Origin of the sequence: Streptomyces sp. MB09-01, assembly GCF_033794505.1 — a bacterium.
Lineage (GTDB): Bacteria > Actinomycetota > Actinomycetes > Streptomycetales > Streptomycetaceae > Streptomyces.
Genome location: NZ_JARAYQ010000142.1, coordinates 1 through 21,749, shown reverse-complemented (window position 1 = coordinate 21,749; position 21,749 = coordinate 1). Strand labels below are relative to the sequence as shown.

The window sequence follows — 21,749 nt, the reverse complement described above, 5'->3', positions numbered from 1 at the left end:
GGGTCGTGCACGACCCCGTCGACTCCCACGTGTACCTGCGCGGCAAGCTCGACGCGATCAGCGTCACGGAGGGGGGCGGGGCCTGAGGCGGAGGCGGGAGCCGGTTCGGGCGGAACTCCCCGCGGCCTGGGTGTGTTGTTCGGATGGCGTATCCCGCTCCGTTGCGGCGGTCCTTGTGGGGGCTGCCGGCCGCTCTGCAGAGGACCTTGTGGCCGACGCCGTCGGGCATCTGCGCGCTTCGGCGCCGTACGACGTGATCTACGCGCTGTCCGCCGTCCACTTCGTCGACCCGCACCGGCTGCTGCCCGCCCTGGCGGCGGCCCTCAGGCCCGGCGGACGGCTGTACTTCACCGTGCTGCACACCAACTCGTCCGGGGACGGCCCTACTTCGGAGGTGGAGCCCCGCCTGGAGATCCTGCGCCTGGCCGGTGTCGGCGAACTGACCGGGCCCGGCTCTTCCAGGTCTGCAGGCCGGTCCGGATCACCTCTCGTCCCCGTAGGGCCCAGCCGCCCGTCGCGCACGCGGCGGCCGGGGTGGGCGCGGTGCAGGTGGGACCACGCGGTCTGCTGATCGGCCGCCACCGGCGGGGGACCGTCCAGCTCCCCGGCGGCACGGTGGAGCCGGGCGAGTCGCTGGAGGGGCCGGTCGTGCGCGAACTGGCCGAGGAGACGGGTCTGCGTGAGGACCCGGCCGACGTGCGCCTGCTGGGCATGCTCTCGGACCAGGTCGGCGGCGTCATCCGGATCACGGTCGGCGCGCTCGTCACGCGGTGGAGCGGCGAGCCCGCCGACCAGCCGGGCGAGCGGGTCGGCGACTGGGGATGGTGGCCGCTGGACGGGCTGCCGCCGGGCCTGTTCGAATGCAGCGCCCAGATCCTCACCGCCTGGTGCCGCCCCGACCTGCCCATTGATCGGCCGCCGCCCCGTGCTCGGTGGTGGCGTCGGGCAACGCCCTTTCTCGATCCCGGCGCGCTCGACGCCGATGGGCGCTGGCGGCTCCGGTTCCGCGCGTTCGCGATCCGCAGCGACCAGGGCGTGACGCTGGTCGACGCGGGGATCGGCCCGGCCGGCAGCCGGCGGCCTCGTGGGAGCCCGTGCCCGGGGCGCTCCCGGCCTCGTTGGCCGCCGCGGGTATCGAACCGTCCGAAGCGGACACCGTGGTGCTCACGCACCTCCACACCGATCGGGTGGGCTGGGCCGTCGTCGGCGGCGAGCAGACGCGACCGTTCTTCCCGAACGCCGCATACCTGTTGCAGCAGGCCGAACTCAACGCCCTCGAGGAGATCAACCCGCAGCTGCGGTCCGCCGTGATCGACCCGCTCCCCAAGGCCGGTCAGCTACGGCTGCTCGACGGCGACACCCCGCTGCGCAGCGGCGAGCGCGTGTTCGCCACGCACGGTCACACACCCGGACACCAGAGCGTGCTCGTCGCGTCCGGGCGCGAATTGGTCGCCGTACCGGTGACCTGCTCGTGCACGCGATCCAGGTGCTTCACCCCGAACTCGCCTACGCTCACGAAATGGACCCCGGGCAGGCAAGGGCCTCAAGGGAACAGGTGCTCCAGAGCCGGGCCGCCGACACTCTCTCCCTCGCGACCCCGCACCTGACCGAGCCGTTCATCACCCGGCGACGCGGAGGTGTCACCACACGCCCGCCAGTCCGTGCCCCAGGCCCTGGTGCCGGCATCGGCAAGGATCTCCACGACGGGACCACCGGCCACAAGCCTGACCAGACCTAACCGACGAGCGTGGGTCATGCCCGCGCAGCCGCCGGGTCCGGTCGGACTGCGGAACAGCACCCGGCCGTCGCCGTCCGTGACGGCCATGGTTCTGATGGCGTTCTGCTTACTCTCGCCGGAGATGAACGTGTCCCGGTCCTTGCGTCCGGGTGCCGGTCGGGCACCCGGATCTCGGTGCCGTCGATGATCCCCCTCTTCTCACCGGCGCCGCGGTGGTCGACGGCCTCGGCCGGAGCCCGCAGCCGAAGGCTGGGGCTGCCGGCCCCAGCCCTGCTACCGGCAGACTGCACCGTCGGTGGCAGCCCTGGCCGCCGGCCCGCGGACCGCCGGCGACCGCCGCGCCCGCGGCCAGCGCTGCCCGCCTCGACCGTCACGGCGCCCGCGCAGCCGCGGCGCCGCAGATCGGGCCGGGGCTAGGGGTGCGGACGCGCCGCGAACGCCAAGGCCGGACGAGCTTGTTCCGGAACCTGTCGCCCGACCACATGGTCGACCAGCGCGAACAACGACGCCTGCGCAGGGCCTTCCGGCAGTCCCTCCAGGGCGTCGGCCGCCCGACGGGCCTGCTCGCGTGCCAGCGCACGCGTCACGTCGAGCGCTCCGCTGTCACGGACGATCGCGAGCGCTTCCTCGACATCGTCCGCCGTCAGACGCCCACGACGAATCAGGCTCGTCAACCTGCCGGGTCTGCGACGCAGCGCGACCAGTACGGGGTGGGCCAGCGTGCCTTCGCTCAGTGCGGCGCCCCCGGCGTTGTCCGTCGGCCGCGCGGCCCCGGTGATGATGCGGACGTCCTCGGTCAGTCGGAACGCGACGCCCAGCGCACGGCCGTAGCTCCCGAGTGCTCCGACATGTTCCGGGTCAGCTCCTGCGGCGACGGCACCGAGGCGGCACGGCAACTCGAATGTCGACGCGGTCTGCGACTCCACCAGCGACAGGTGATCGTCCTCGGCCATCCGTGCGTCGAATGCGTGCTGTCGCTCGCTTGTCCGGCCGGTGCACACCTTCGTGACGGCGCGGGAGATGAGTGCGAGCGCCTCAGGACCGCCGTCGGTGGCCAGGTGCAACGCTTTCGACATCAGCAGATCGCTCACCAGGATGGCGAACCTGTTTCCCCAGTTGGAGTGATGTGTCGGCGTGTCCTCGACACCGAGTTGCGCGAGCGCCGCCAGGGCGCTGAGTTCGATCGCGGCGCCCATCTTGATGCGGCGGCGCGCGCCGATGTCACCGAAATGGCTTGCCAGCAGCAGCAACAGCGCCGGCCGGAACGGGACGCCGGGATCTCCCCAGCTCGACATGGCCAGACGGGCCAGGAACGGCCACTCGTCGCGGACGGCGCTCGCCATGAGTTCACCGACGCCGAGCAGGTCGGTGCGTACGTCGACCCCGGCCGCCATCAGCCCGGCCACGTCGTCGATCGCGCGATGCGCCCGGAGCTCGCCCATGCCCTCGGGCAGCAGGAGCGCCCGGCGACACAGTGTGAACGGCACGCGCTCGCTGTCGAACGTACTCTCGAGGACCCGCCAGACGAACTGGTACCGGCGGGCCGACCGGCGGCCGGCCGTCAGCAACCCGGAGTACGAGTTCTCCAGCAGCAGCGCATGGTCCAGGAGGTCCGGACGCTCGGGATCTCGGGTCAAACCGCGGTCGATCACCTCGGCGGCGGTCCTACCGGACTCAAGCGCGTAGCTGATGCCCTCCCCGGTGAACGGGTTGACCAGCCCCGCCGCATCGCCGACGAGCAGGATGCCGTCGCCGACGCAGCGACCGGGGGAGAAGTCGAGGCGAAGCGGCGCCGTGGCCCACTCTCCGCGCAACCGGCCGTCGAACGCCTTCCGGCCCGTGCCCAGCCGGGCGAGGAAGTTCTGCAGCACATGCTCCGCGCGGCCTTCGTATCCGGGACGGAACAACGCGACGCCGATGTTGGCTTCCGACGCACACGTCGGATTGATCCAGCCGAAGGACGGCAACAGGTCCCGCCCCGCCACGTCGTCGAGCGGCAGGAAGACCTCTTGCAGGTCCAACAGGCCGTCGAGACCGGTCAGATAGCCGCGCACGCCGACGCCGAGGCCGCCTTCGGGCAGCAGACCCACCGCACGCGCCAGCGGGGACCGTGCACCATCGGCCGCGACGACAGCGGCCGCCCGGACGTCGATGAGCCGGCCGTCGCGGCACACCCGCACCCCGACGACTCGTCCTCGCTCGACGATCGGGGCCGTGGCCGCGGCCCCCTCCCAGAGCTCGGAGCCGACCGCCACGGCGCGGGCGCAGATCGCTTCGTCGAGCGCGCGGCGCGGCACGACGAGGCAGTGGCTGTCGGTGCCCGGATAGGCACCGTAGGCGAAATCGCGCCGCCCACGGCCGCGCATGTGGACCCGCAGGCCCCGCACGCGTTCCGGAGGGGGAAGCGAGTCGAGGACACCCATCGCGGCGAGGACCCGGACCGCGCGCTGCGTCAGCGCATCACCGCACACCTTGTCCCGCGGGAAGCGCTGGGCCTCGAGAAGCAGGACCCGGCGGCCCTGGACCGCGAGGTGGTAGGCGGCTGAGCTACCTGCGGGCCCGGCGCCGACCACCAGCGCGTCGTAGTGGTTGCGCACGTTCATTCCATTCGGCTCGCGATACGTCGTGCCGTGGCGGCGAGCGCGTCCCGGCCCGGGAATTCCGGTAGCTCGGCGAGCGCGGCGGCGGCGCCGTCGGCATACGTGCGTGCGAGTTCGCGCGCCATGTCCACGGTGCCAGCGCGACGCACCAGCGCCGCCGCTTCGGTCGCTTCGCGCGCGCTGAGGTTCTCGTGACGCAGCAGTGCGGCCAGCCGCCCGCCCGGGGTCTGTCGCAGGGCGAGAAGGACCGAGTAGGAGAACACTCCGGCGCGCAGATCGGTACCCGTCGGCTTGCCGAGGTCGACCGGGTCGCCGACGAGATCGAGCAGGTCGTCGGTGAGCTGGAACGCGATGCCCAACTGCTGGCCGTAGCGGAAGAGAGCGTCGACGTGTCCGGGGTCGCAGCCGGCCAGCTCCGCACCGAGTCTGCACGGCAGCCCGAACAGCGTGGCCGTCTTCATGCGAATGATCTCGAGGTGCTCGTCAACGGGGAGATCCACGTCGTGCACGTGCTCGGTTTCCCGGAGCTGGCCGCTGCACAGTGTGAACGCCGCTTCCGTCACGGTCGACATGGCGTCGTGCGGCAGATGCGCCAGCTCGGCCATCGCGCAGGCGAGCACGTGCGTTCCCGTGGTGGCGGCATGTGCGTTGCCCCACCGGGAATTCACGCTCGGCGCTCCGCGTCGGGTCGCCGCGCCGTCCATCACGTCATCGTGGAGCAACGACCCCACGTGCATGAGTTCGATCGCGGCGGCGGCGTGCACGAGCAGCGCTTCGTCGGCCTCTCCGAGGCTCGCGGAGAGGAACAGCAACCGGGGGCGAAGCCTCTTGCCGCCGTGACGGATCAACTCGCCGGCGACCCGTCCCAGGCCCGCGTCCTGTGCGGTGACCGCCTCGTGCATGGCGTGGGCGAGCCGCGGGGCCCAGCCATTGCCTACCGGAGGCGGCAAGGTCTCAGAGGAATTCATCGCGCAACTCGTCGAGCTGCGTACGCATTCTCGCCGACGCGAAGGCCAGTTCGGCGAATCTGACGAAGAAGCCGTAGCCGTTGTGCAGATCGCCCGCCGGAGCCCGCACGATGACGTCTCCCCGGAAGTAGGCCTGAAGCGGCGTGAGGACACCGCTCGCGATCGCCTGCGCGGCCTCCAGATAGACGGCGCCGTGCATCATCTCGCCCGGTCCGAGCCCCGGCTCGACCACGACGTCTCCGCCTCCGACGCGGACGTTGATCCGGCCGAATCCCAGCACGGCCACGTTGGCTGTGCGGCCGTCGAACTCGCTGACCACCTCCTGGAACTCGGCCGGGTTGTCGGTTCGGAAGCTCATCACCCCGCGTTTCACGTGGGCCGCCAGTGCCTTGTCGTTCGGAGTGACGCTTGCGGCTCGGGGCGCGAAGTCGTCGGACATGGGACGTCTCTCCTCGTCGAGGGTTTCCGACCTGTGATGTGCCGCTCCGTCACAGTGGCGGCGGTGTGGCGTTGACCGCCGCGAGTGCGTTGATCCTGCCGTACCAGAAGGGGCCGATCAGTCCCGGCGTGGTCGTCACGATGAGCTTTTTGACCTCGCCGGGAGTCAGGGTGTCGTTCTTGTCCAGGATGAGCGCGGCGAGACCCGCCACATGCGGGGCCGCCATGCTGGTGCCGGATTTGTTGATGAAGCCCGGTGCGACGACGTCGGCCGGCTTTCCGGTTCCCGCCGCCTGCGCGGAGGCGATGTCGACACCCGGTGCTGCGACATCCGGCTTGGGCCTGCCGTCCGGCGTCTGGCCGTGGCTGGAGAAACCCGCGATCAAGTCGTTGTCGGTGGTGGCACCGACGGTGATGATCTTGTGCGCGTTACCGGGGCAGCTGATTCTGGAATAGGGGCTTCCCCACCAGAACTCAGGGCCTTGGTTTCCGGCGGAGGCGACGACCACCACACCGAGGCTCACCAGACCGTCGGCTCCGGTGCACACGACGCAGGTGCCGGCGGGGCAGACCCACGCGCCGTCATGGTGTCGGTATCCCCAGCTGTTGCTGGCGACTTCGGCGCCGGAGGTCGCCACGGCGATCAACCCCTCGACCGCCCATTCCGGCTTGGCCCTGCCTTCGCCGTTCATGATGCGGATGTCGACGATGGTCGTTCCCGGGGCGATACCCTGAAATGCCGCATCCCGGCTCGCGATGATCCCCGCGCAATGCGTGCCGTGGCCCCTGTCGTCGCGCTTCACCGCCGTACCGGTCTTGTCCTGTTGCGGGCCGACGATGCCCGTGAGCGCGGGATGGGCGGCGTCGACGCCGCCGTCGACGACCGCTACGGAGATGCTCGCGCCCGTGATGCCGGCGGGCAGGAGATTCGCTTTGACGTGTGGCCGACTGAAGTCAAGTGCCTCGACGTCGCGCAGCTTGTTGCTGGTGACACTGCTGACGTCGTCTCGCGCCGCCACCGCCAGCACCTCGGAGGATGTCAGCTTGGCGAGCACGCTGTGGGTCAGCCAGAACTCCTTCTGGACGTCGATGCCCCTGCGTTCGAGGTCCGCCCGGATGCCCCGCAGGAAGACCTCCGCCTCGGCTTGACGCGCCTCGATCGCCCGGGCCCGTCCGGACCTCGGAACAGCGGGGCCGCGCGCGGCAGCCTGGCCCGACACCAGGTTGATCAGTACCTCGTGCACCGGCTCCTCGGCCGGGAGGGGCGCACCCGTCCAGGTCGCGAGCTTGCGTTCCTCGCGTTCGGCGAGAATTGTGTCGACGATCCACGGATCAAGCTTGGGCACCGCGATCGGGCTCTCCGCCGTCAGCTCCTGCAGCTGCTTTCGGCGTCTGTTCTGTACGTACCAGTCGATCTGATCGTGGCTGCGTTCGGCTGCGGACCGACCATCGCTCCCCGTCGGCGAGGACATCCCGGCTCCTCTCCACGCTGCAGCCACGATCTCCGCCTGCCGCGGCGAACCCAGCAGTATCTGCCGGACCTCCGGTCGGCCCGGGCCCGTGAGAAGCGACGGTATCGAGATATGGGCCGCGACCGTGTAATCGAGCCGGAACTCGCTGATCTATCGCCCACCCGCCGCAACGGGTGTGTCGAGCACCGCGGCGGCTCGGCGGCCGAACGCCCGACACCGGCCCTTCTCTGTGGTGCGGGCCGGTCACAGCCCGGCCGATGGCGTCACCGCGGTCATGGCGACAGCCCGTTGTCGCTGCCAGCGTGACATGGACAGCCACGGCACGGGAGTCGGAACGGTACTCCGCCGTTGAGAGGGATTCGGACCTCAGGGAGCCGGCAGATCGCTTCAGCGAGCTGTGTCCGTGCGGCTCGGGCGTCGGCGTGGCGAGCGCCGGGATCTCCCGGCCACCGATGCGCTCGTAGCGGGCGGTTGCCCCGAGGCCGCACCGTCCGGCGGGCTTCGGATTCACCACGGTGAGCACGGTCCGCCCGACGCGTAGGGGCCGGCCGTTCGTGGGCTCTTCCGGTGATTGATGGCGGGCGCCTCGCGAGCCGAGCACGGGGCGGGCGGGGTACGCCATCTACGCTGCGACGACGCCGAGCACCGTTGAGGAGACCAGCCATGTACGCAGCAGTCCGGAGGTACGAAGGCGTGACCGACCCGGCCGAAGCCGGACGCCTCGTCGACGGGGGGTTCGTGCCGATCATGCGCCGGGTTCCCGGATTCGTGGCCTACTACTGGGTCGATGCCGGCAATGGGGTGATGGTGTCGACCAGCGTGTTCCAGGACCGTGCGGGCGCCGACGAATCGATCGAGAGGGCGGCGGACTTCGTGCGGCAGAACCTCGCTTCTCTCCTCCCCAACCCGCCGCAGGTCTCAGCAGGCGAGGTCGTCGCCTCCGCGTAGCGGTGCCGTCACCGCCGGCTGTGGCTGACCCGGCTCCGGGGATCCAGGTGGTGAGGCGTGGGATACTTGATCATGCCTGTGACCAACCCGTGGCTGTCTGGCCCGGCACCGAAGAAGCGGCTTGATCCAGAGCGCCTGGAAGAGCGGATACTCAATCTGCTGTCCTCGCAGAACATGTGCGTGCTGGCGACGGCAGGGCCGGAGGGGCCACTGGCGACGCCGGTGCGTTACTTCCACCTCGACTTCGCGGTGATGTTCACCGCCGCCCCGCGTTCGCCGAAGATGAGGAACCTTGCTGCGGACCCCCGGGTCTCCGTGGGGATCTTCGCTCCGCTGGTCGGGCAGGCAAGCAGCCGAGGTGCTCAGATCTTCGGGCGGGCTCGCACGCTGTCCGAGGACGACCCCGACTTCGAGCACTACTGGTCAGCATTCCGCTGGCAGTCCGACCATGTCGAGCGTTCGCTTTCCCTCGACGAACCACCGTCCGGGCCTCTTGCCGTGATCGAGGCGGAGCGGATCGTCTACACCGAGCATTGGCTGCGGCGCGAGGGCTTCGCGCCGCGTCAGTTCTGGACCAGATCCGGCCGGTGATTCCAGAGCCCCGGCCAGACGGCTGGGCGGTCATCCGGCCTCGGGTGTTGCTTCTTGTGATGGTTGTTGTGGCCCGGGCTGTGCAGGGATACTGCTGTGGTGCTGTTGACATGGATCGCTGAGGTGGCGGACGAGCCCCTGGTGCTTGAGCCGGCTGACCGTCAGGTGGAGGTGGAGACCAACACCTGGTGGCTGAGTGCGGCGGAAGGGGACAGGGAATCGCTGTCCGTTGCAGAGGTCGCGGCTGCCTTCGAGCGAACTGCTGCCGCCATCCGGGGACGCGTTCGCGCGCTGGGCTTTCCCGGGGTGGCGACGTTCTACGTGTGGCACGACGAGCAGGCCGGGCAGCTCCGGTGCTCGACTGGTTCCGTGCCCCCGGATGCACTGCCGTTCGGCGGGAATTACGTGGCTTGCGACGATCTCGGTCCGGTCGTCGAGGGGTTTCTGACCGACGGCGAGGCGGGGTTCCTCGCCCGGGCGGACCTGGACGACGTGCGGAGCCATGCGGACGAGACCGACACCGAGCCGGAGAACGCGGCCTTCGCCGTCTGGGTCAGCAGCGTCGGCGCCTCACACTGACAGGTTCTCTTGCGTGATTTTGCCAGAGCAGCATCACGTCAGCAGGAGAGACTGACATGCGCACCAGCGAGGACAGCCTCGTCGACCTCATCCGGAGCAGCGGTCTCGAAGTGGACACGGTCCAGGGGAACGAACCCGGACCCTCGGTCGAAACGGCCTGGCGGGCCATGGCGGGTTTCGGCGTGCAGCCCAGTGCCTCCTTCCCCTTGAAGGGAGACCTGGGAGGAGTACACCGGCTGTGGCTCGAAGACGCCCGGCGAGCCGATGTCATCGACGAGGACGGGACGTTCCTCCTCACGGCGGTCGTGACGGGGAGTTCCGGGGTCGGCTGGGTCCGCGTGCGTCTCGCGGACGGCGCCGACGTCGCCCGCCTCGTGGACGACCAGGGGCGGATCGAGTTCATCGCCCGGTCCGGCTCCGGCGGCCACATCTGCGGCATCACCGCGGAGGAGTACGAGCACTGGATCGTCAGCCTCACCCTGTGAGCGGGGACGTGCCCGGCGGTGGTCGTCCGTGGTGCGGGCCATGGACCGGCGCTGAGCCCCGGAAACCGGGGAGACCGGGGCACCGGGGGAACGGCGGCGCTGCCGCGCTCGACGTCATCCGGCGCCCCGGGAGCCCGCGTCGCCGAGCGACCAGCGGTGCAGCCGTTCGCCGTCGTGCGTGAGCCAGGTGCCGTCTCCCACCACGGTGACGTCCTCGCCCACCCGCGCCGGGTAGTGCGCTGGCGGGATTCCTCCCGGGGTCCCGGGTCCTGACCCAGCGCTACGCCGAGCACCTGTTCCCCGACGACGACCGCGACCGCTGGCGGCGTACGTTCGTCCCCCCTTGTGCCCGTGTCGTGCACGCTCGCAACGACCGCGCGGGCTCCGCCAGCGGTTCCCCGTACGGACTCCCGCCGGACTTCCGCGCGACGAGGCTGTCACCGCGGCACCTGGCGTGCGGGCCCCCGTTCCATCGGGCGTGTCGACCGAAGGCCAGTGGGGCCGCCCGACAGCCGTCGACCCGGCCCGGTGTCCTCGAGGGTGATCATCCTGCGGGGTGACCGGGGGCGAGGAATCCTCCTCCGGTGGGACCGGTCAGATCCTCCGCAGTGGTGACGATCGGTCAGGCGCCGGTGCATAGCGTCGATTCCATGAACCGACGCAGAGCAGCCGCCTCAGCCGCCTTACTCGCCCTCCTCCTGCCGCTCCCGCTCGCCGCCGCCGGCACCGCGGCCGCGGCGGACTCCCCGTCCGCCGCCGCGCCGAGCCGCACCGCGCTGGAACTCCCGCGCCCCACCGGTCCTTTCGCGGTCGGCCGGGAAGACCTGCACCTGGTCGACCGCAGCCGTACCGACCCCTGGGCCGGGTCCGGCCCGCGCGAGCTGATGGTCACCATGCGCTACCCGGCGCGGCGCGACACCGGCGGCGCCGCGCGCTACCTCACCGACGAGGAGGCCCGGCTGCTGCTGGTCGACCGCGGGCTGGACCAGGTCATCCCGGTCGAGACCCTGACCGGCACGGTGAGCGCCTCCCGGACCCACGCCCGTCCCGTCGCCGGACGCTACCCGCTGATCGTGCTCTCACCGGGCTTCACCGTCCACCGTGCCACCCTCACCGCGCTCGCCGAGGACCTGGCCTCCCGCGGCTACGTCGTCGCCGCGGTCGACCACGCCTACGAGAGCGTCGGGACGGCCTTCCCCGGCGGGCGGGTGCTGGAGTGCCTGGCCTGCGACAAGACCGAAGCGGGGACCAGCATGCAGACGGTCAGCGACACCCGCGGCCGCGACGTGTCCTTCCTGCTGGACCGCCTCACCGGACGCCACCCCGCCTGGCGCCACTCCGGCCTCATCGACCGGAACCGCATCGCGATGGCGGGCCATTCCATCGGAGGGGCCTCCGCCGTCGCGGCGATGGCGATCGATCCCAGGATCCGGGCCGGGGTGAACATGGACGGCGGACTGCACACCCCGGTCCCCGAGGCCGGACTCGGCGGGCGCCCCTTCATGCTGCTCGGAGAGCAGAAGAGCGCCCCCGGCGGCATGAAGTCGTGGGGCGACAACTGGCCCAGGCTCGATGGCTGGAAGCGCTGGATCACCTTCGCGGACTCGGGCCACTTCACCTTCACCGACTTCCCGGCCATCGGCGAACAGCTCGGCCTGCCCGACCAGGGAGCCCCGCTGCCCGGAGCCCGCTCCGTCGAGCTGACCCGGCGCTACGTCGCAGCCTTCTTCGACCAGCACCTGCGGGGCACCCCCCGGCCCGTCCTCGACGGCCCCTCCGCCGACGCGCCGGAGGTCCGCTTCCACACCCCCTGAACCGGTCCTCAGACCACGGTCACCGGGTGCCGCACGACCGCGTCGAAGAGGTAGCCCTGCGTGTTGTGGACCGAGGTCTCGGGCTGCGTCCGGCCGCTCGCGTCGGTCGCCCGGGCCAGCAGCGCCGTCGCGCCCGTCGTCCGCGGGGTCCACGGCACCGACCAGCGCACCCAGCCGCCCCGGCGCGGGGCGTCGTGCATCCGGGCCGGCCGCCAGTGGCCGCCCCCGTCCGTGCTGACCTCTACGCGGGTGACGGGGGCCGCCGCCGACCAGGACCGGCCGGTCAGCAGCCGGGTCCGGTGCACGGGAAGGGTGGCTCCCAGCTCCAGCTCGAAGGCGCTCTTGAGGGTCTGCCGGGTCAGCGGGGCGCTGCCCTGCGCCGGGTGCCCGGGCCCGAACAGCCGGTACATGTCGGTGTTCCACGGCGAGTACAGCGGCTCGTCGCTCACCTCGATGTCCCCGACCCACTTGATCGAGGAGATCCCGACCCAGTCCGGTACGACGAGGCGCACCGGACCGCCGTGGTCGGGCGGCAGCGGCTGCCCGTTCATCTCGTAGGCGAGCACGACGTCGTCGAGCGCCTTCGCCACCGGCAGCGGGCGGCGCACCCGGCCCAGGTTCACCCCGTTCGCGATCACCTCGTCGTCCAGCCCCCTCGGCAGGACGTCGACGGCGGCGCGGGTCACCCCGGCGAGCCGCAGCACGTCGGACAGCCGCGCCCCGCGCCAGCGCGCGACTCCGATCGCGCCCAGGGTCCAGGCGGTGCCCGTCACCGGCTGGCCCTGCTGCGTGCTGTAGAAGCTCCGGCCGTTGCCCGCGCACTCGATGAACAGCGTCCGCTCGACCGCCCGCAGGGCCCGCAGCCGCTCGTACGAGAACTCCACCGGGCCGCCCGCCAGCCCGTCGCCCCACACCTTCAGCCGCCACCCGCCCGCATCGACGCGCGGGGTGGCGGTGTGGTTGCGCACGAAGAACCGGTCGATCGGGGTGAGCGGGCCGGTGCCGCGCAGCGCCGCGAAGTTCGTCTCCGCATTGGTGCCGCGGAGCGTGAACAGCTCGGGCGGCAGCGGTTTCACGGTGACGGGGCCCGCGGCCGCGACGGGCGGGCCGGGCGGGACCGCGGCCGCGGCCGGTGCGCCCGTGGCCATGCCCAGCGAGCCGGCCGCGGCACCCACCGCGAACAGCTTCATCAGGTCGCGGCGGTCCACCCCGGCGGAGCGGGCGCGGCCGCGTGCCCACTGCCGCAGGCGCGTGCGGTCGTAGTGGCTCTCGTCCGACAGATCGAGCGGCATGGCAGTGCACTCCTTGGTCGCGGTTCCCGACGGACCGTAGAGGCCCGGGGCGAGCCGCGAGAACCTTCCCACGGGGATGGCCACGCACTCGAAACACTGCCGCAACGGCCGATTACCGCTGGTCGGCGGATTTTCGGCAGGATGTGGGGCATGACCGAGATCCGTACCCCCCGCCTCCTCCTCCGCCGCTGGACCGACGACGACCTCGTCCCCCTGTCGGAGATCAACGCCGACCCGGAGGTGATGCGCTGGATCGGTGACGGTTCCACCCTCGGCCTGGACGAGACGGCCGAGGAGATCGAGCGCTGGGAGGAGGAGTGGGACGACGAGGGCTTCGGGCTCTTCGCCGTCGAGCTCCTCGGCTCCGGCGAGCTCATCGGTGCCGTCGGTCTCTCGGTGCTCGAGAACCTGCCGGACGCCCGGGCGGACGTGCAGATCAGCTGGCGGCTCGGCCGCCAGTACTGGGGCCAGGGCTATGCCTCCGAGGCCGCCCACGCCACCTTGGAGTTCGCTCTCCAGGACCGCGGCCTGGACCGGGTCGTCGCGATCAACCGGATGAGCAACGCCGATTCCGAGAACGTGATCCGCAAGCTGGGCATGGTCATGGAACGCGACACCACGGACCCCCGCTACGGGACCTCCGTGCGGGTCCACGGCATCGACCTCACGGAGTACGAGGCCTGATCCGGCCGTCCCGCATGAGCCGATCGGCCGACCGCGGGGTCGGCCGGACCGCTCCCGGGCTCCGTCCACCGGGCGGACCGGCCGAGGGCTGCGGCGCGGCGAGCATGGACCGGGGGAGCGGGAGGGCGTACGCGGCCTTCCCCGCCCGGAGCCGAGAGGGACACCATGAACGCGCACGACCGACTGCTCCTCGACGGCGCCCGCGCCGGTGACGCGGCGGCGGTGAGCGCCGCGCTCGCCGCGGGCGCCGCCGTGGAAGCCCGCGACGAACAGCTGCGCACACCGCTGCTGCTCGCCGCGCTCGGCGACCACGTGCCCGCGGCCGCGGTGCTGCTCGCCGCCGGAGCCGACCCGAACGCCCCGGACTCCCGGGAGGACAGCCCCTGGCTGGTCACCGGCGTCACCGGCAGCGTCCGGATGATGCGCCTGCTGCTGCCCGCCGGGCCCGACCTGAAGCAGCTCAACCGCTTCGGCGGGATCTCCCTCATCCCGGCCGCCGAGCGCGGGCACACCGCGTACGTGCGCGCGGTGCTCGACGAGACGGACATCGACGTCGACCACGTCAACCGGCTCGGCTGGACCGCCCTGCTGGAAGCGGTGATCCTCGGCGACGGCGGCCCCCGCCACGAGGAGGTCGTCGCCGCGCTGCTCGCCTCCGGAGCCGATCCCGAACTGGCCGACCAGGACGGGGTGACCCCGTACGAGCACGCCGTGCGCCGGGGCTTCGGGGGCATGGCGCGGATCCTGCGCGCGGCCGGGGCGGCCGGAGCCGGCGGGGCGGCCGGGGACGAGCCGGGGACCGGCCGGTGAACCGCTGCGCACGGGGCACCCCTACCGCCCTCGCGGCGCTCGCCGCGACCCTGCTGCTCGGCGCCTGCACACAGGCCGGGACCTCGGCAGCCTCCGCCTCTTCCCCTTTCTCCGACTCCTCCGCCTCCTCCGAGACGCCGAGCCCGGCGCCGTCCGCAGCCTCCCCGCTGCCGGCCAACGCACCGACCCCGCAAGGGCTGCTCCTGACCGTCGACTTCGGGTCCGGCACCGTCACCTTCGTGGACCCCGAGCGCGGAGCGGTCGCCTCCGTTGCCGTGGGCAGGGCCCCGTACGGACTGGCCGTCGGCGCCGACGGCCTCGCGTGGGCGGCCACGGCCGAGGGCCTCGCCGTCGTCGACACCCGCACCCGCGCCCGGGTGGCCCGCATCCCGTACCGCACCGACGCCGGCCCGGCCACCGACGGCGAGTACCGCGGCGGCGGCATGGGCATCGCGCTGTCGCCCGACGGCGCGCACGCGTACGTCGGGGTCAACGTCCCCGGCACCACCGGCGTCCTGGAAGTCGTGGACACGGCCACGCGCCGGGTCACCGCCGTCGTACCGGTGGGCCGGCGCCCCTTCGACGTGGACGTGTCGGCCGACGGCGCCGAGGTGTACGTCACCGGCCACGACTCCTTCGACGTCACCGTCGTGGACGCCTCGTTGCGGCCCCGGCGGATCGAAGTCGCCGCGTACGGCACCGAAGGCGGGCTCGGCTCCTGGCTGAAGCCGCACTACACGGCCGTCCGCCCGGCCGACGGGAAACTGCTGCTCCCCTTCGAGGGCGAGCGGCTCGCGGTCGTCGACCCGCGGACCGGCCGGACCACCGTCGAGCCGATGACCGCCGACACCCACCAGCACGGCGCCACCGTCACCGCGGACGGCCGCCTCCTGGTGGTCGGCACGGGAGCGGTGGAGCCTGGCACGGGCAAGGGCCCGTCACTGACGGTCCGTTCCCCGGACGGCAGCGAGCGGGTGTACCCGCTGGAGGGCCCGCACGAGGACGTGGCCGTGTCCCGGGACGGCCGGACCGCGTACGTCACGGGCGGATACACCCGGGACGGCCACTGGAACGGCATCACGGTCGTCGACCTGGAGACGGGCGCCGCCCGCCGCCTCCCGGCTGGCGCCAGGCCGCTCGGCGTCGCCGTCCTCTGAGCCCCGGTCAGGCGGGCGCGGTACCGGGGGCCCGGGCCGCGCCCCCCTGGCGGACCGCGGCGAGCGCGGCGGCGTGCAGGGCGGCCGGATCGCCGTGGTGGGGGAGCGGGCTGCCGCTGAGCGTGTACCACTCGTCGGCGCCCTCGTACTGGACGTCGAAGCGGACCAGGTCCCCGGCCACGGCGGTGGTGCACAGGGTGAGCGGGCCGGTGATGACGCCCACCTCGTCGGTCATGGCGCCGCCCGGCCCGGCCGTCACCCGGTCCTGCCACTGCCGGTGGTGCGCTCCGGTCATGAGGGGCAACTGTCGAGCATCGTGGTGAGCATCTTCTTCTCCGGTTCGGTGACGGTCAGCCCGTACGTGGACTTCACGGTGGTCCAGGCCCGCCCGTACCGGCACCAGCTCGACTTGTCCGGCGGCTGCCACAGGTCCGGGCTCTGGTCACCCTTGGAACGGTTCGAGGCCGCCGTCACGGCGACCAGCTGAGGGTGGGTCAGGTCGTTGGCGAAGGCCTTGCGCTTGGCGGCGTCCCAGCCGGCCGCACCGGAGCGCCACCCCTCGGCGAGCGGAACCATGTGGTCGATGTCCATCTTCGCGGCGTCGGTGACGACCACCCCGTCGTACAGGCTCTTCCAGGTGCCGGACACCGCCCGGCACTCCGCGTCCCGGGCGACGCCGGAGCCGTCGCGCTCCAGGATCACCTCGCGGGTGTCGCACTTGCTGCCCTGCTGGGCCCAGTGCGTGAACTTGTCCCGGCTGTAGCCGGCCATCGTGCCCACCGGCGCCACCTTCAGCGCCGCCAACTGGGTCCGGGCCACGGCGGTGCCGACCATTCCCGGCAGCACGTCCCCGCCGGCCGGCTTGGCATCCGGCTTCGAGTCCGGGGGCTGTGCGGTCCGCGTCGCGGACGGCTTCGCGTCCCCGCCACCCGGCGCGTCCGGACCGGAGCAGCCGGCCGCGGCCGCCAGCAGTACGGCCGCCAGGACCACACCGGGCACACCTATCTGACGTCCCATAACCCCACCCCGAGTCGGCTCCACTGCGCAACTGTCCCCGGAAGACTACCCAGAACCGGACATAAAACCGGCCACGGACCCTCCGGCGGGCATTGTCAGTGGGGCTCGCTAGTCTCCCGGAATACCGCAGCTCAGGGGGGGTCCGTTCCCCCCTGTCAGGGCTGCGCGGAACCGTAGGTGACAGGCGGAGGGGCACGGGCTGATGGCATGGCTGGCGGCGGGCGAGGGGTACGAGATCGCCCTGGTGGAAGGACGGGTGGCGGCGAGGTCCACCACCGGCCGGAGTGCGGGACGGCAGTTGAAGACGCTGCCGAAGGCGCTGAAGGACCATCCCGAGGTGGACCGGCTGCGCCGGCTCGCCGAATGGCTCGACCGGCACGAGGCCGCATGCGTCGCACAGGTCGACGGCTGGATGGTGTCCTCGCTGCCCGTGCCGACCGGACTGCTCGCCCGGGTCTGGCCGGACGAGGCCTGGCAGCACGCCCTGCGCGACATGGCAGTCGTCGGCGACGACCCGGACGAGGTGGGCTTCCTGCGGGACGCCACCGCCTCCGGTGAACTGAAGGTGGTCAACCTCGACGGCGAGACCGTACGGCTCTCCCCACGCACGGTGACCCTGCCCCACCCGGTGCTGCTGCCCGACCTGGACGACGTACGGGACTTCGCGGCGGAGCTGGGCATCGTCCAGCGGATCGAGCAGATCCACCGCGCCACGTGGCAGAAGCCGGACGGGCTCGCCGCCACCGCCACCGAGGTCCGCGACTACGCGGGCGGGGTCTTCCCCACCCGCTTCAGCCTCGCCGCACGGGCCACCGGCCTCGGCTACCGCGTCTCCGGCGGCTACGCCACCTGCAAGGTCCGCGACTCGGGGGCCGGCGCGGAGGCGGCGGTCTGGATCGGCGAACCCTATTACGAGGACGAGACCACCACCGGGGCCCTGAGCTGGCACGACGAGAACGGCCGGACGGTACCCCTGGCCGCCGTCGGACCGGTGGCCTGGTCCGAGGGCATGCGGATGGCCGCGGCGCTGTACGCCGGGCGCAAGATCGAGGAGGGCGGGAACGCATGAGCACCGACCAGAAGGACACCGCGATGAACACGGCCGAACTGCTGCTCAAGGCCGGCGCCGTACTGCCGCAGGACACCGAGGGCGCCGGCCCCACCGCCGTCGACCTGACCGCCCGCTCCTACCGTCACCCCGCACTCGGCGACGACCGCGTCGTCGTCCGGCTCGCGCCCGCCGAACTGGGCCCGGCCGAGGACCTCGCCGCCGGCTTCCTGGGGCTCGTGCGCGACGAGGGCGAGCCCCCCGTCGTCGGCCTGAGCCGGCGCCAGGCACTCGGCTTCCCCGAGTGGGTCCTCGTGCACCACCCCGAGGACGGCCACCACGCCCTCGCCGTCGTCCCCGAACTGGACCGGGTCGCCCGTCAGGCCAAGACCAAGCCGAAGGCCGCCCTCGACGCCTGTCAGGAACTGGCCGACCGCCTCGCCGCGTCCGTCCCGCACTTCCTGCCCGTCTTCCACGAGCAGGCGGCCCGCATCTTCCTCGCCGTCGAGAACACCACCTACGCCGCCCAGCTGTTCGGCCGGGCCCGCACCGCCGAGGCCCAGCACGGCCTCGCCATCGACGAGGACCGCCTCGACTCCGTCTTCCTCGAATTCGCCCTGGCCGGCGCCCTGCCGGTGAAGGTCCTCACCGGCTACGCCAAGGCCCTGGCCGGCCGCGTCACCCCCGCCGAGGCCCACGAGCGCTTCCGCCGCCTGTGCGTACGCCGCACCGCCGGCGGGCTGCCGCCCTCCGCCCAGGCCGCCGTCGAACTGCGCCGCCTCGCCCGCGCCGCGGGTCTGACCGGAACCGAGGCCGAACAGGACTACCTCGCCGAACTGCTGCCCCTGCCCGCCACCCTGCGCGCCGCGCACGGCTGGTGGAAGGCCCACCGCGCAGCCCTCGTCGCGCTCGCCCAGCGCGTTCCCGCCGTACGCGGCACGCTCCTCGGACTGACCCCGCCCGGCGGCGGTGACGAGCTCACCACCCTGTGGCTGGAGATCCTCGAGGAGTCCGGCGCGACCGCCGGACTGGCCGGCGAGAACCTGCCCGCCGAGCAGCGGTGCGCCGACGGCGCCGCCGGCTGGCTGGAGCGCTTCCACGCCGCCCGTCACGCCGGCTGGGGCGTGCGCCCCGCCCTCGACGTCCTCCTCGACCTGGTCGAGCGCTGCGCGGAGCAGCTGCGCACCGAACTCGCCCGGCCCGGCCGGGAAGCAGGCCTGCACATCGGAGTCGAGGACGCCGACCTCCTCGACCTGCTGCTCGCCCTGGAGATCCCGGTCGCCGACCCCGATCCGGACCCCGAGAACAAGCGGCACCGGCACGACCAGCTGAACCTGACCGGCTGGGCCCACTCCGAGCAGCGCCGCGACCTGCTCGCCCTCGCCGCGGACCAGCGGTTCCACCCCGCCTTCCGCCGGGCGCTGAACGCCCTCGGCGGCAACGGCGAAGACGTCCAGGTCATCCGGCGCGTCGCCGAAGCGCCCGGCGGCCGCCCCCTGCTGACCGAGTGGATGCGCGAAGTCGCCCGCGCCTCCACCGCCGCCGGCCTGCCCGGAGTACCGGACGCCATCCAGCGCCTGACCTGGCTGCCCACCGAAGCCCTCGAACTCGCCCCCGAGGAAGTGGCCGCCGCGGCCGCGGCCGACCTCGCCGAAACCCTCGCCCGCACCCTGCGCGGCGGCCTCTTCGAAGAACTCGCCTGGCCCTCCTGGGAGAGCGCCCTCGCCGAACTGAGCCCCGGCCAGAGCCGCCACGGCCTGACGGTGATGGAAGCCTGGCCGTACCTCATCGTCGCCAACCAGGCCGAGGTCCGCGTCATCGACGCCGACTCCACCGTCCTCACCCACGACCTGCGCGTCCCCACCGGGTCCGAGTACCGGCACGGATTCCACTACGTCGACGGCGACCTGCTGGTCTTCTGGTCCTCCTGGAGCACCAACCGGACGGAGGGCTACTGGCACTCCGCACCCCAGACCGTCTTCACCCTGGAAACCGACCGCAACCACTGGTCGCTGCGCAGCGAGCACATCTCCCTGCCGCTCCCCGGCGGCGGCCGCGCCACCGGCGGCGGCGTCCTGCACCGCGGCGACACGAAGCTGCCCGACGAGCGGTCCCTGTTGTCCGACGGCACCTCGTACTGGGTGTGGCAGCGGCGAGACGAGAAGAACGAGGCCGGCTGGCGCGAGTACGACCCCGCGGGCGCGGCGTACGGCCGGACCTCCCTGCCCGGGTTCTTCGCCGACGCCCTGCGCGCGCACCCGGAGAACGCCCGCCGCAGCGGGCACTCCAACTGGCTGCGGCCCACGCCCACCGTCGCCGGCTCCGTGCTCGGCGCCCCCGCCGGCGGCCTGCTCGGCTGGCGCACCGTCCGCCTCGCCGGCCACGGCTGGGAGGGGACCGACACCGGCGGCCGCACCGTCACCGTGCCCGAGGGCCGCGACATGCCCGTCGCGGCGCTCACCTTCCCCGGAGACGACCGGCCGCGCGCCCTGTCACAGCACTGGCAGGAGCTCAGCATCAGCGACCCCGACGGCGTGGTCACCGCCCGCTCGCGCGGCGACCACCACCGCCGCGCCGCCTTCGGAACGGGCAGCGTGGACCTCCCGCCGCTGTCCCACTGGTACGCCCTGCGCCCCCGCGACGTCGAAGGCTCGGCCGCGCTGCGCGCCGCCGACCGCGAGACCGTCGCCGCGCTGCTCAAGGCCGCCGCCGCAGCCGAGAAGGTCACCGACCTGCCGGGCCTCGTGAGCGCGGCCCTGCCCCAGGTCACCGCCCCGAAGCTGATCGGCGGCATCGTCGAGGTGCTGCGCTTCACCCTCACCCAGCAGAAGGCCCTGGACGCGGTCGCCGCCCGGCTCCACCCGGACGACGCCCCCGCCGAGGAGCGCGAACACGGACCCTGCGACCGGCTGCTCGGCGACGCGCTGAGCGGGCTCATCGGCCCCGGGTACTACCGCTGGGGCGGCGACGAGGACGGCGCCCACCACTTCCTGAGCGAACTCCGTGCCGCCTGCGCGCGGACCGACGACACCGAAGTGCCCGGCAGGCTCCACTTCGACGCGCCCGCGCTGCCGCACTCCACCTTCGCGTGGACGCCGTTGCTCGACGAGCCCGCCGCCGTCGCCTACCGCGCCACCACCGTGTCGGCCACCGACGAACAGCGGGCCGCCCTGGTCACCCTGCTCGGCGCGGTCGACGCCCTCGGCCTGGCCTCCGCGGAGGGCTCCGCCGACCGCTGGCGCCGGGTCGTGCTCCACCTCGACCGCGCCCACCTGACCGGCCCCGACGGCCTGTCACGCAATCTCCACCACCGCGGCATGCTGCCGCTGGGCGGCGGAGCGGTCCTGGCCCTGACCGAGCACAGCGAATCCGTGCCCTACGGCCACGAGTTCGGCGCCCTGCTGCACGACCCCACCGGCCGCTTCACCGTCCCCGGCCCCTACACCGTGCGCGGCGAGACCCCGCTCGGCGACCGCGAACGGGGCGTCGGCTGGCTCGCAGCCTTCCTCGGCGCCGCCGCCGAACACGGCCCGGCCCCCTTCAGCCCGGAAGCCGCGGAGGAGTTCTCCCGGCTCACCGGAGTCTCCGGCGCCCTCGCCCGCCTGGTGATCGCCGGACTGCCGCACACCGACACCTACGAGCGCAACTTCCTGCCCGCGGAGCTGCGCACCGCCCTCGGGGTCAAGGCCACCGACGCCGCCCTCGCCCGCGACGAGCTCAAGAACCTCGACGCCGAGGTGCGCCGCGCCCTGGTCGCCGCCCTGCTGCCCGCCGATCCGGCGAAGCTGTGGAGCGAGGGACCCGACGTGGCCGCCGCCGCGGAGGTGTGGAACCGGCGCGTGGGCCGCCGCACCCGCGTACCCGACTGGCTGGCCACCGAGACGGCCCGCGCCGTCGGCCGCGGCTGGGCCGCGCAGCGGGCCCTCGGCGCCCTGCTCGACCCGGCTGCCTCGAGCGAGCTCTCCGTCGACGTGGCCTGGACGGTGAAGGGCGACCACGTGGAGCCCCGCGATCCGGCCACCCACCCCTTCACCGCGAGCGTCCTGACCGGGACCGTGGCCACCGCGGCCTGGCTGGCGCACCGGCTGCCCGCCGGAGACCCCGTACG

General features: G+C 72.8%; 17 protein-coding genes and 4 pseudogenes. 13 read left to right on the top strand and 8 right to left on the bottom strand.

What is annotated here, in order from left to right:
• The first annotated feature begins 208 nt into the window (after positions 1-208).
• From PV721_RS44040 to PV721_RS26475, 3 genes and pseudogenes are all read left to right on the top strand, one after another.
• Positions 209-571, top strand: a complete 363-nt coding sequence (locus tag PV721_RS44040) for a hypothetical protein (RefSeq protein WP_416371188.1) — start codon at positions 209-211, stop codon at positions 569-571.
• A pseudogene (locus PV721_RS44035) lies at positions 535-795 on the top strand (NUDIX domain-containing protein); the annotation flags it as partial. The gene PV721_RS44040 and the pseudogene PV721_RS44035, both read left to right, overlap by 37 nt.
• A 162-nt stretch (positions 796-957) precedes the next feature.
• Positions 958-1,627, top strand: a pseudogene (locus PV721_RS26475) (MBL fold metallo-hydrolase); the annotation flags it as partial.
• A 524-nt stretch (positions 1,628-2,151) separates the two neighbouring features.
• Here PV721_RS26475 and PV721_RS44030 read toward each other — a convergent pair.
• The 5 genes and pseudogenes from PV721_RS44030 to PV721_RS26455 form a co-directional block, all read right to left on the bottom strand.
• A pseudogene (locus PV721_RS44030) lies at positions 2,152-3,000 on the bottom strand (polyprenyl synthetase family protein); the annotation flags it as partial.
• 380 nt (positions 3,001-3,380) lie between these two features.
• A pseudogene (locus PV721_RS44025) lies at positions 3,381-4,341 on the bottom strand (geranylgeranyl reductase family protein); the annotation flags it as partial.
• Positions 4,338-5,306, bottom strand: coding sequence for a polyprenyl synthetase family protein (locus PV721_RS26465; RefSeq protein WP_319728343.1), 969 nt, complete (start codon positions 5,304-5,306; stop codon positions 4,338-4,340). The gene PV721_RS26465 and the pseudogene PV721_RS44025, both read right to left, overlap by 4 nt.
• A complete protein-coding gene (locus tag PV721_RS26460) occupies positions 5,293-5,745 on the bottom strand; it encodes a hypothetical protein (RefSeq protein WP_319728342.1) in 453 nt (150 codons plus the stop codon). The genes PV721_RS26465 and PV721_RS26460 overlap by 14 nt, the downstream gene beginning before the upstream one ends.
• 49 nt (positions 5,746-5,794) lie before the next feature.
• Positions 5,795-7,216: a S8 family serine peptidase gene (locus tag PV721_RS26455; protein WP_319728339.1), complete on the bottom strand. Its 1,422-nt coding sequence runs from the start codon at positions 7,214-7,216 to the stop codon at positions 5,795-5,797.
• A 663-nt stretch (positions 7,217-7,879) separates the two neighbouring features.
• Between PV721_RS26455 and PV721_RS26450 the strand changes: the two genes are divergently transcribed.
• The 5 genes from PV721_RS26450 to PV721_RS26430 all read left to right on the top strand — a co-directional run bounded on the left by PV721_RS26450 (position 7,880) and on the right by PV721_RS26430 (position 11,633).
• Positions 7,880-8,164 (top strand): hypothetical protein, encoded by a 285-nt coding sequence (locus PV721_RS26450; RefSeq protein ID WP_319728337.1) that lies wholly within the window; start codon positions 7,880-7,882, stop codon positions 8,162-8,164.
• Positions 8,165-8,236: 72 nt separating this feature from the next.
• On the top strand, positions 8,237-8,755 hold the full coding sequence (locus tag PV721_RS26445) for a pyridoxamine 5'-phosphate oxidase family protein (protein WP_319728347.1): 519 nt from the start codon (positions 8,237-8,239) through the stop codon (positions 8,753-8,755).
• Positions 8,756-8,851: 96 nt separating this feature from the next.
• Positions 8,852-9,334, top strand: a complete 483-nt coding sequence (locus PV721_RS26440; RefSeq protein WP_319728336.1) for a hypothetical protein — start codon at positions 8,852-8,854, stop codon at positions 9,332-9,334.
• 56 nt (positions 9,335-9,390) lie between these two features.
• Positions 9,391-9,819 (top strand): hypothetical protein, encoded by a 429-nt coding sequence (locus PV721_RS26435; RefSeq protein WP_319728335.1) that lies wholly within the window; start codon positions 9,391-9,393, stop codon positions 9,817-9,819.
• A 650-nt stretch (positions 9,820-10,469) separates the two neighbouring features.
• Complete coding sequence (locus tag PV721_RS26430) at positions 10,470-11,633, top strand: alpha/beta hydrolase (protein ID WP_319728334.1); 1,164 nt, start codon at positions 10,470-10,472, stop codon at positions 11,631-11,633.
• A gap of 8 nt (positions 11,634-11,641) precedes the next feature.
• Here the strand turns inward: PV721_RS26430 and PV721_RS26425 are convergent, their stop codons facing one another.
• Positions 11,642-12,925: a sulfite oxidase gene (locus tag PV721_RS26425; RefSeq protein ID WP_319728332.1), complete on the bottom strand. Its 1,284-nt coding sequence runs from the start codon at positions 12,923-12,925 to the stop codon at positions 11,642-11,644.
• A gap of 150 nt (positions 12,926-13,075) precedes the next feature.
• On the opposite strand from PV721_RS26425, the gene PV721_RS26420 reads away from it, so the two are divergent.
• From PV721_RS26420 to PV721_RS26410, 3 genes are all read left to right on the top strand, one after another.
• Positions 13,076-13,609: a GNAT family N-acetyltransferase gene (locus tag PV721_RS26420; protein ID WP_319728331.1), complete on the top strand. Its 534-nt coding sequence runs from the start codon at positions 13,076-13,078 to the stop codon at positions 13,607-13,609.
• A 165-nt stretch (positions 13,610-13,774) separates the two neighbouring features.
• Positions 13,775-14,419 carry an ankyrin repeat domain-containing protein gene (locus PV721_RS26415; protein WP_319728329.1) on the top strand — a complete coding sequence of 215 codons (645 nt, stop codon included), beginning with the start codon at positions 13,775-13,777 and terminating at the stop codon, positions 14,417-14,419.
• The gene (locus PV721_RS26410) at positions 14,416-15,576 is read left to right on the top strand and encodes a YncE family protein (protein WP_319728327.1); all 1,161 of its coding nucleotides are present in this window, start codon (positions 14,416-14,418) and stop codon (positions 15,574-15,576) included. The genes PV721_RS26415 and PV721_RS26410 overlap by 4 nt, the downstream gene beginning before the upstream one ends.
• Positions 15,577-15,583: 7 nt before the next feature.
• Here the strand turns inward: PV721_RS26410 and PV721_RS26405 are convergent, their stop codons facing one another.
• Together PV721_RS26405 and PV721_RS26400 are read right to left on the bottom strand one after the other, a co-directional pair.
• Positions 15,584-15,871 (bottom strand): hypothetical protein, encoded by a 288-nt coding sequence (locus tag PV721_RS26405; protein WP_319728326.1) that lies wholly within the window; start codon positions 15,869-15,871, stop codon positions 15,584-15,586.
• Positions 15,868-16,593 carry an HNH endonuclease family protein gene (locus tag PV721_RS26400; RefSeq protein ID WP_319728324.1) on the bottom strand — a complete coding sequence of 242 codons (726 nt, stop codon included), beginning with the start codon at positions 16,591-16,593 and terminating at the stop codon, positions 15,868-15,870. The genes PV721_RS26405 and PV721_RS26400 overlap by 4 nt, the downstream gene beginning before the upstream one ends.
• Positions 16,594-16,795: 202 nt before the next feature.
• Here PV721_RS26400 and PV721_RS26395 point away from each other — a divergent pair, with 202 nt between their 5' ends.
• The gene (locus PV721_RS26395) at positions 16,796-17,662 is read left to right on the top strand and encodes a DUF4132 domain-containing protein (protein WP_319728323.1); all 867 of its coding nucleotides are present in this window, start codon (positions 16,796-16,798) and stop codon (positions 17,660-17,662) included.
• Positions 17,659-21,749: DNA-binding protein (locus PV721_RS26390; RefSeq protein WP_319728320.1), on the top strand; the 4,091-nt coding region annotated here is incomplete at its 3' end. The genes PV721_RS26395 and PV721_RS26390, both read left to right, overlap by 4 nt.

Coding starts and splice junctions, on each gene's coding strand:
- PV721_RS26465 (WP_319728343.1), bottom strand. CDS start 5,306: ATGAATTCCTCTGAGACCTTGCCGCCTCCGGTAGGCAATGGCTGGGCC.
- PV721_RS26460 (WP_319728342.1), bottom strand. CDS start 5,745: ATGTCCGACGACTTCGCGCCCCGAGCCGCAAGCGTCACTCCGAACGAC.
- PV721_RS26455 (WP_319728339.1), bottom strand. CDS start 7,216: ATGTCCTCGCCGACGGGGAGCGATGGTCGGTCCGCAGCCGAACGCAGC.
- PV721_RS26450 (WP_319728337.1), top strand. CDS start 7,880: ATGTACGCAGCAGTCCGGAGGTACGAAGGCGTGACCGACCCGGCCGAA.
- PV721_RS26445 (WP_319728347.1), top strand. CDS start 8,237: ATGCCTGTGACCAACCCGTGGCTGTCTGGCCCGGCACCGAAGAAGCGG.
- PV721_RS26435 (WP_319728335.1), top strand. CDS start 9,391: ATGCGCACCAGCGAGGACAGCCTCGTCGACCTCATCCGGAGCAGCGGT.
- PV721_RS26430 (WP_319728334.1), top strand. CDS start 10,470: ATGAACCGACGCAGAGCAGCCGCCTCAGCCGCCTTACTCGCCCTCCTC.
- PV721_RS26425 (WP_319728332.1), bottom strand. CDS start 12,925: ATGCCGCTCGATCTGTCGGACGAGAGCCACTACGACCGCACGCGCCTG.
- PV721_RS26420 (WP_319728331.1), top strand. CDS start 13,076: ATGACCGAGATCCGTACCCCCCGCCTCCTCCTCCGCCGCTGGACCGAC.
- PV721_RS26415 (WP_319728329.1), top strand. CDS start 13,775: ATGAACGCGCACGACCGACTGCTCCTCGACGGCGCCCGCGCCGGTGAC.
- PV721_RS26405 (WP_319728326.1), bottom strand. CDS start 15,871: ATGACCGGAGCGCACCACCGGCAGTGGCAGGACCGGGTGACGGCCGGG.
- PV721_RS26400 (WP_319728324.1), bottom strand. CDS start 16,593: ATGGGACGTCAGATAGGTGTGCCCGGTGTGGTCCTGGCGGCCGTACTG.
- PV721_RS26395 (WP_319728323.1), top strand. CDS start 16,796: ATGGCATGGCTGGCGGCGGGCGAGGGGTACGAGATCGCCCTGGTGGAA.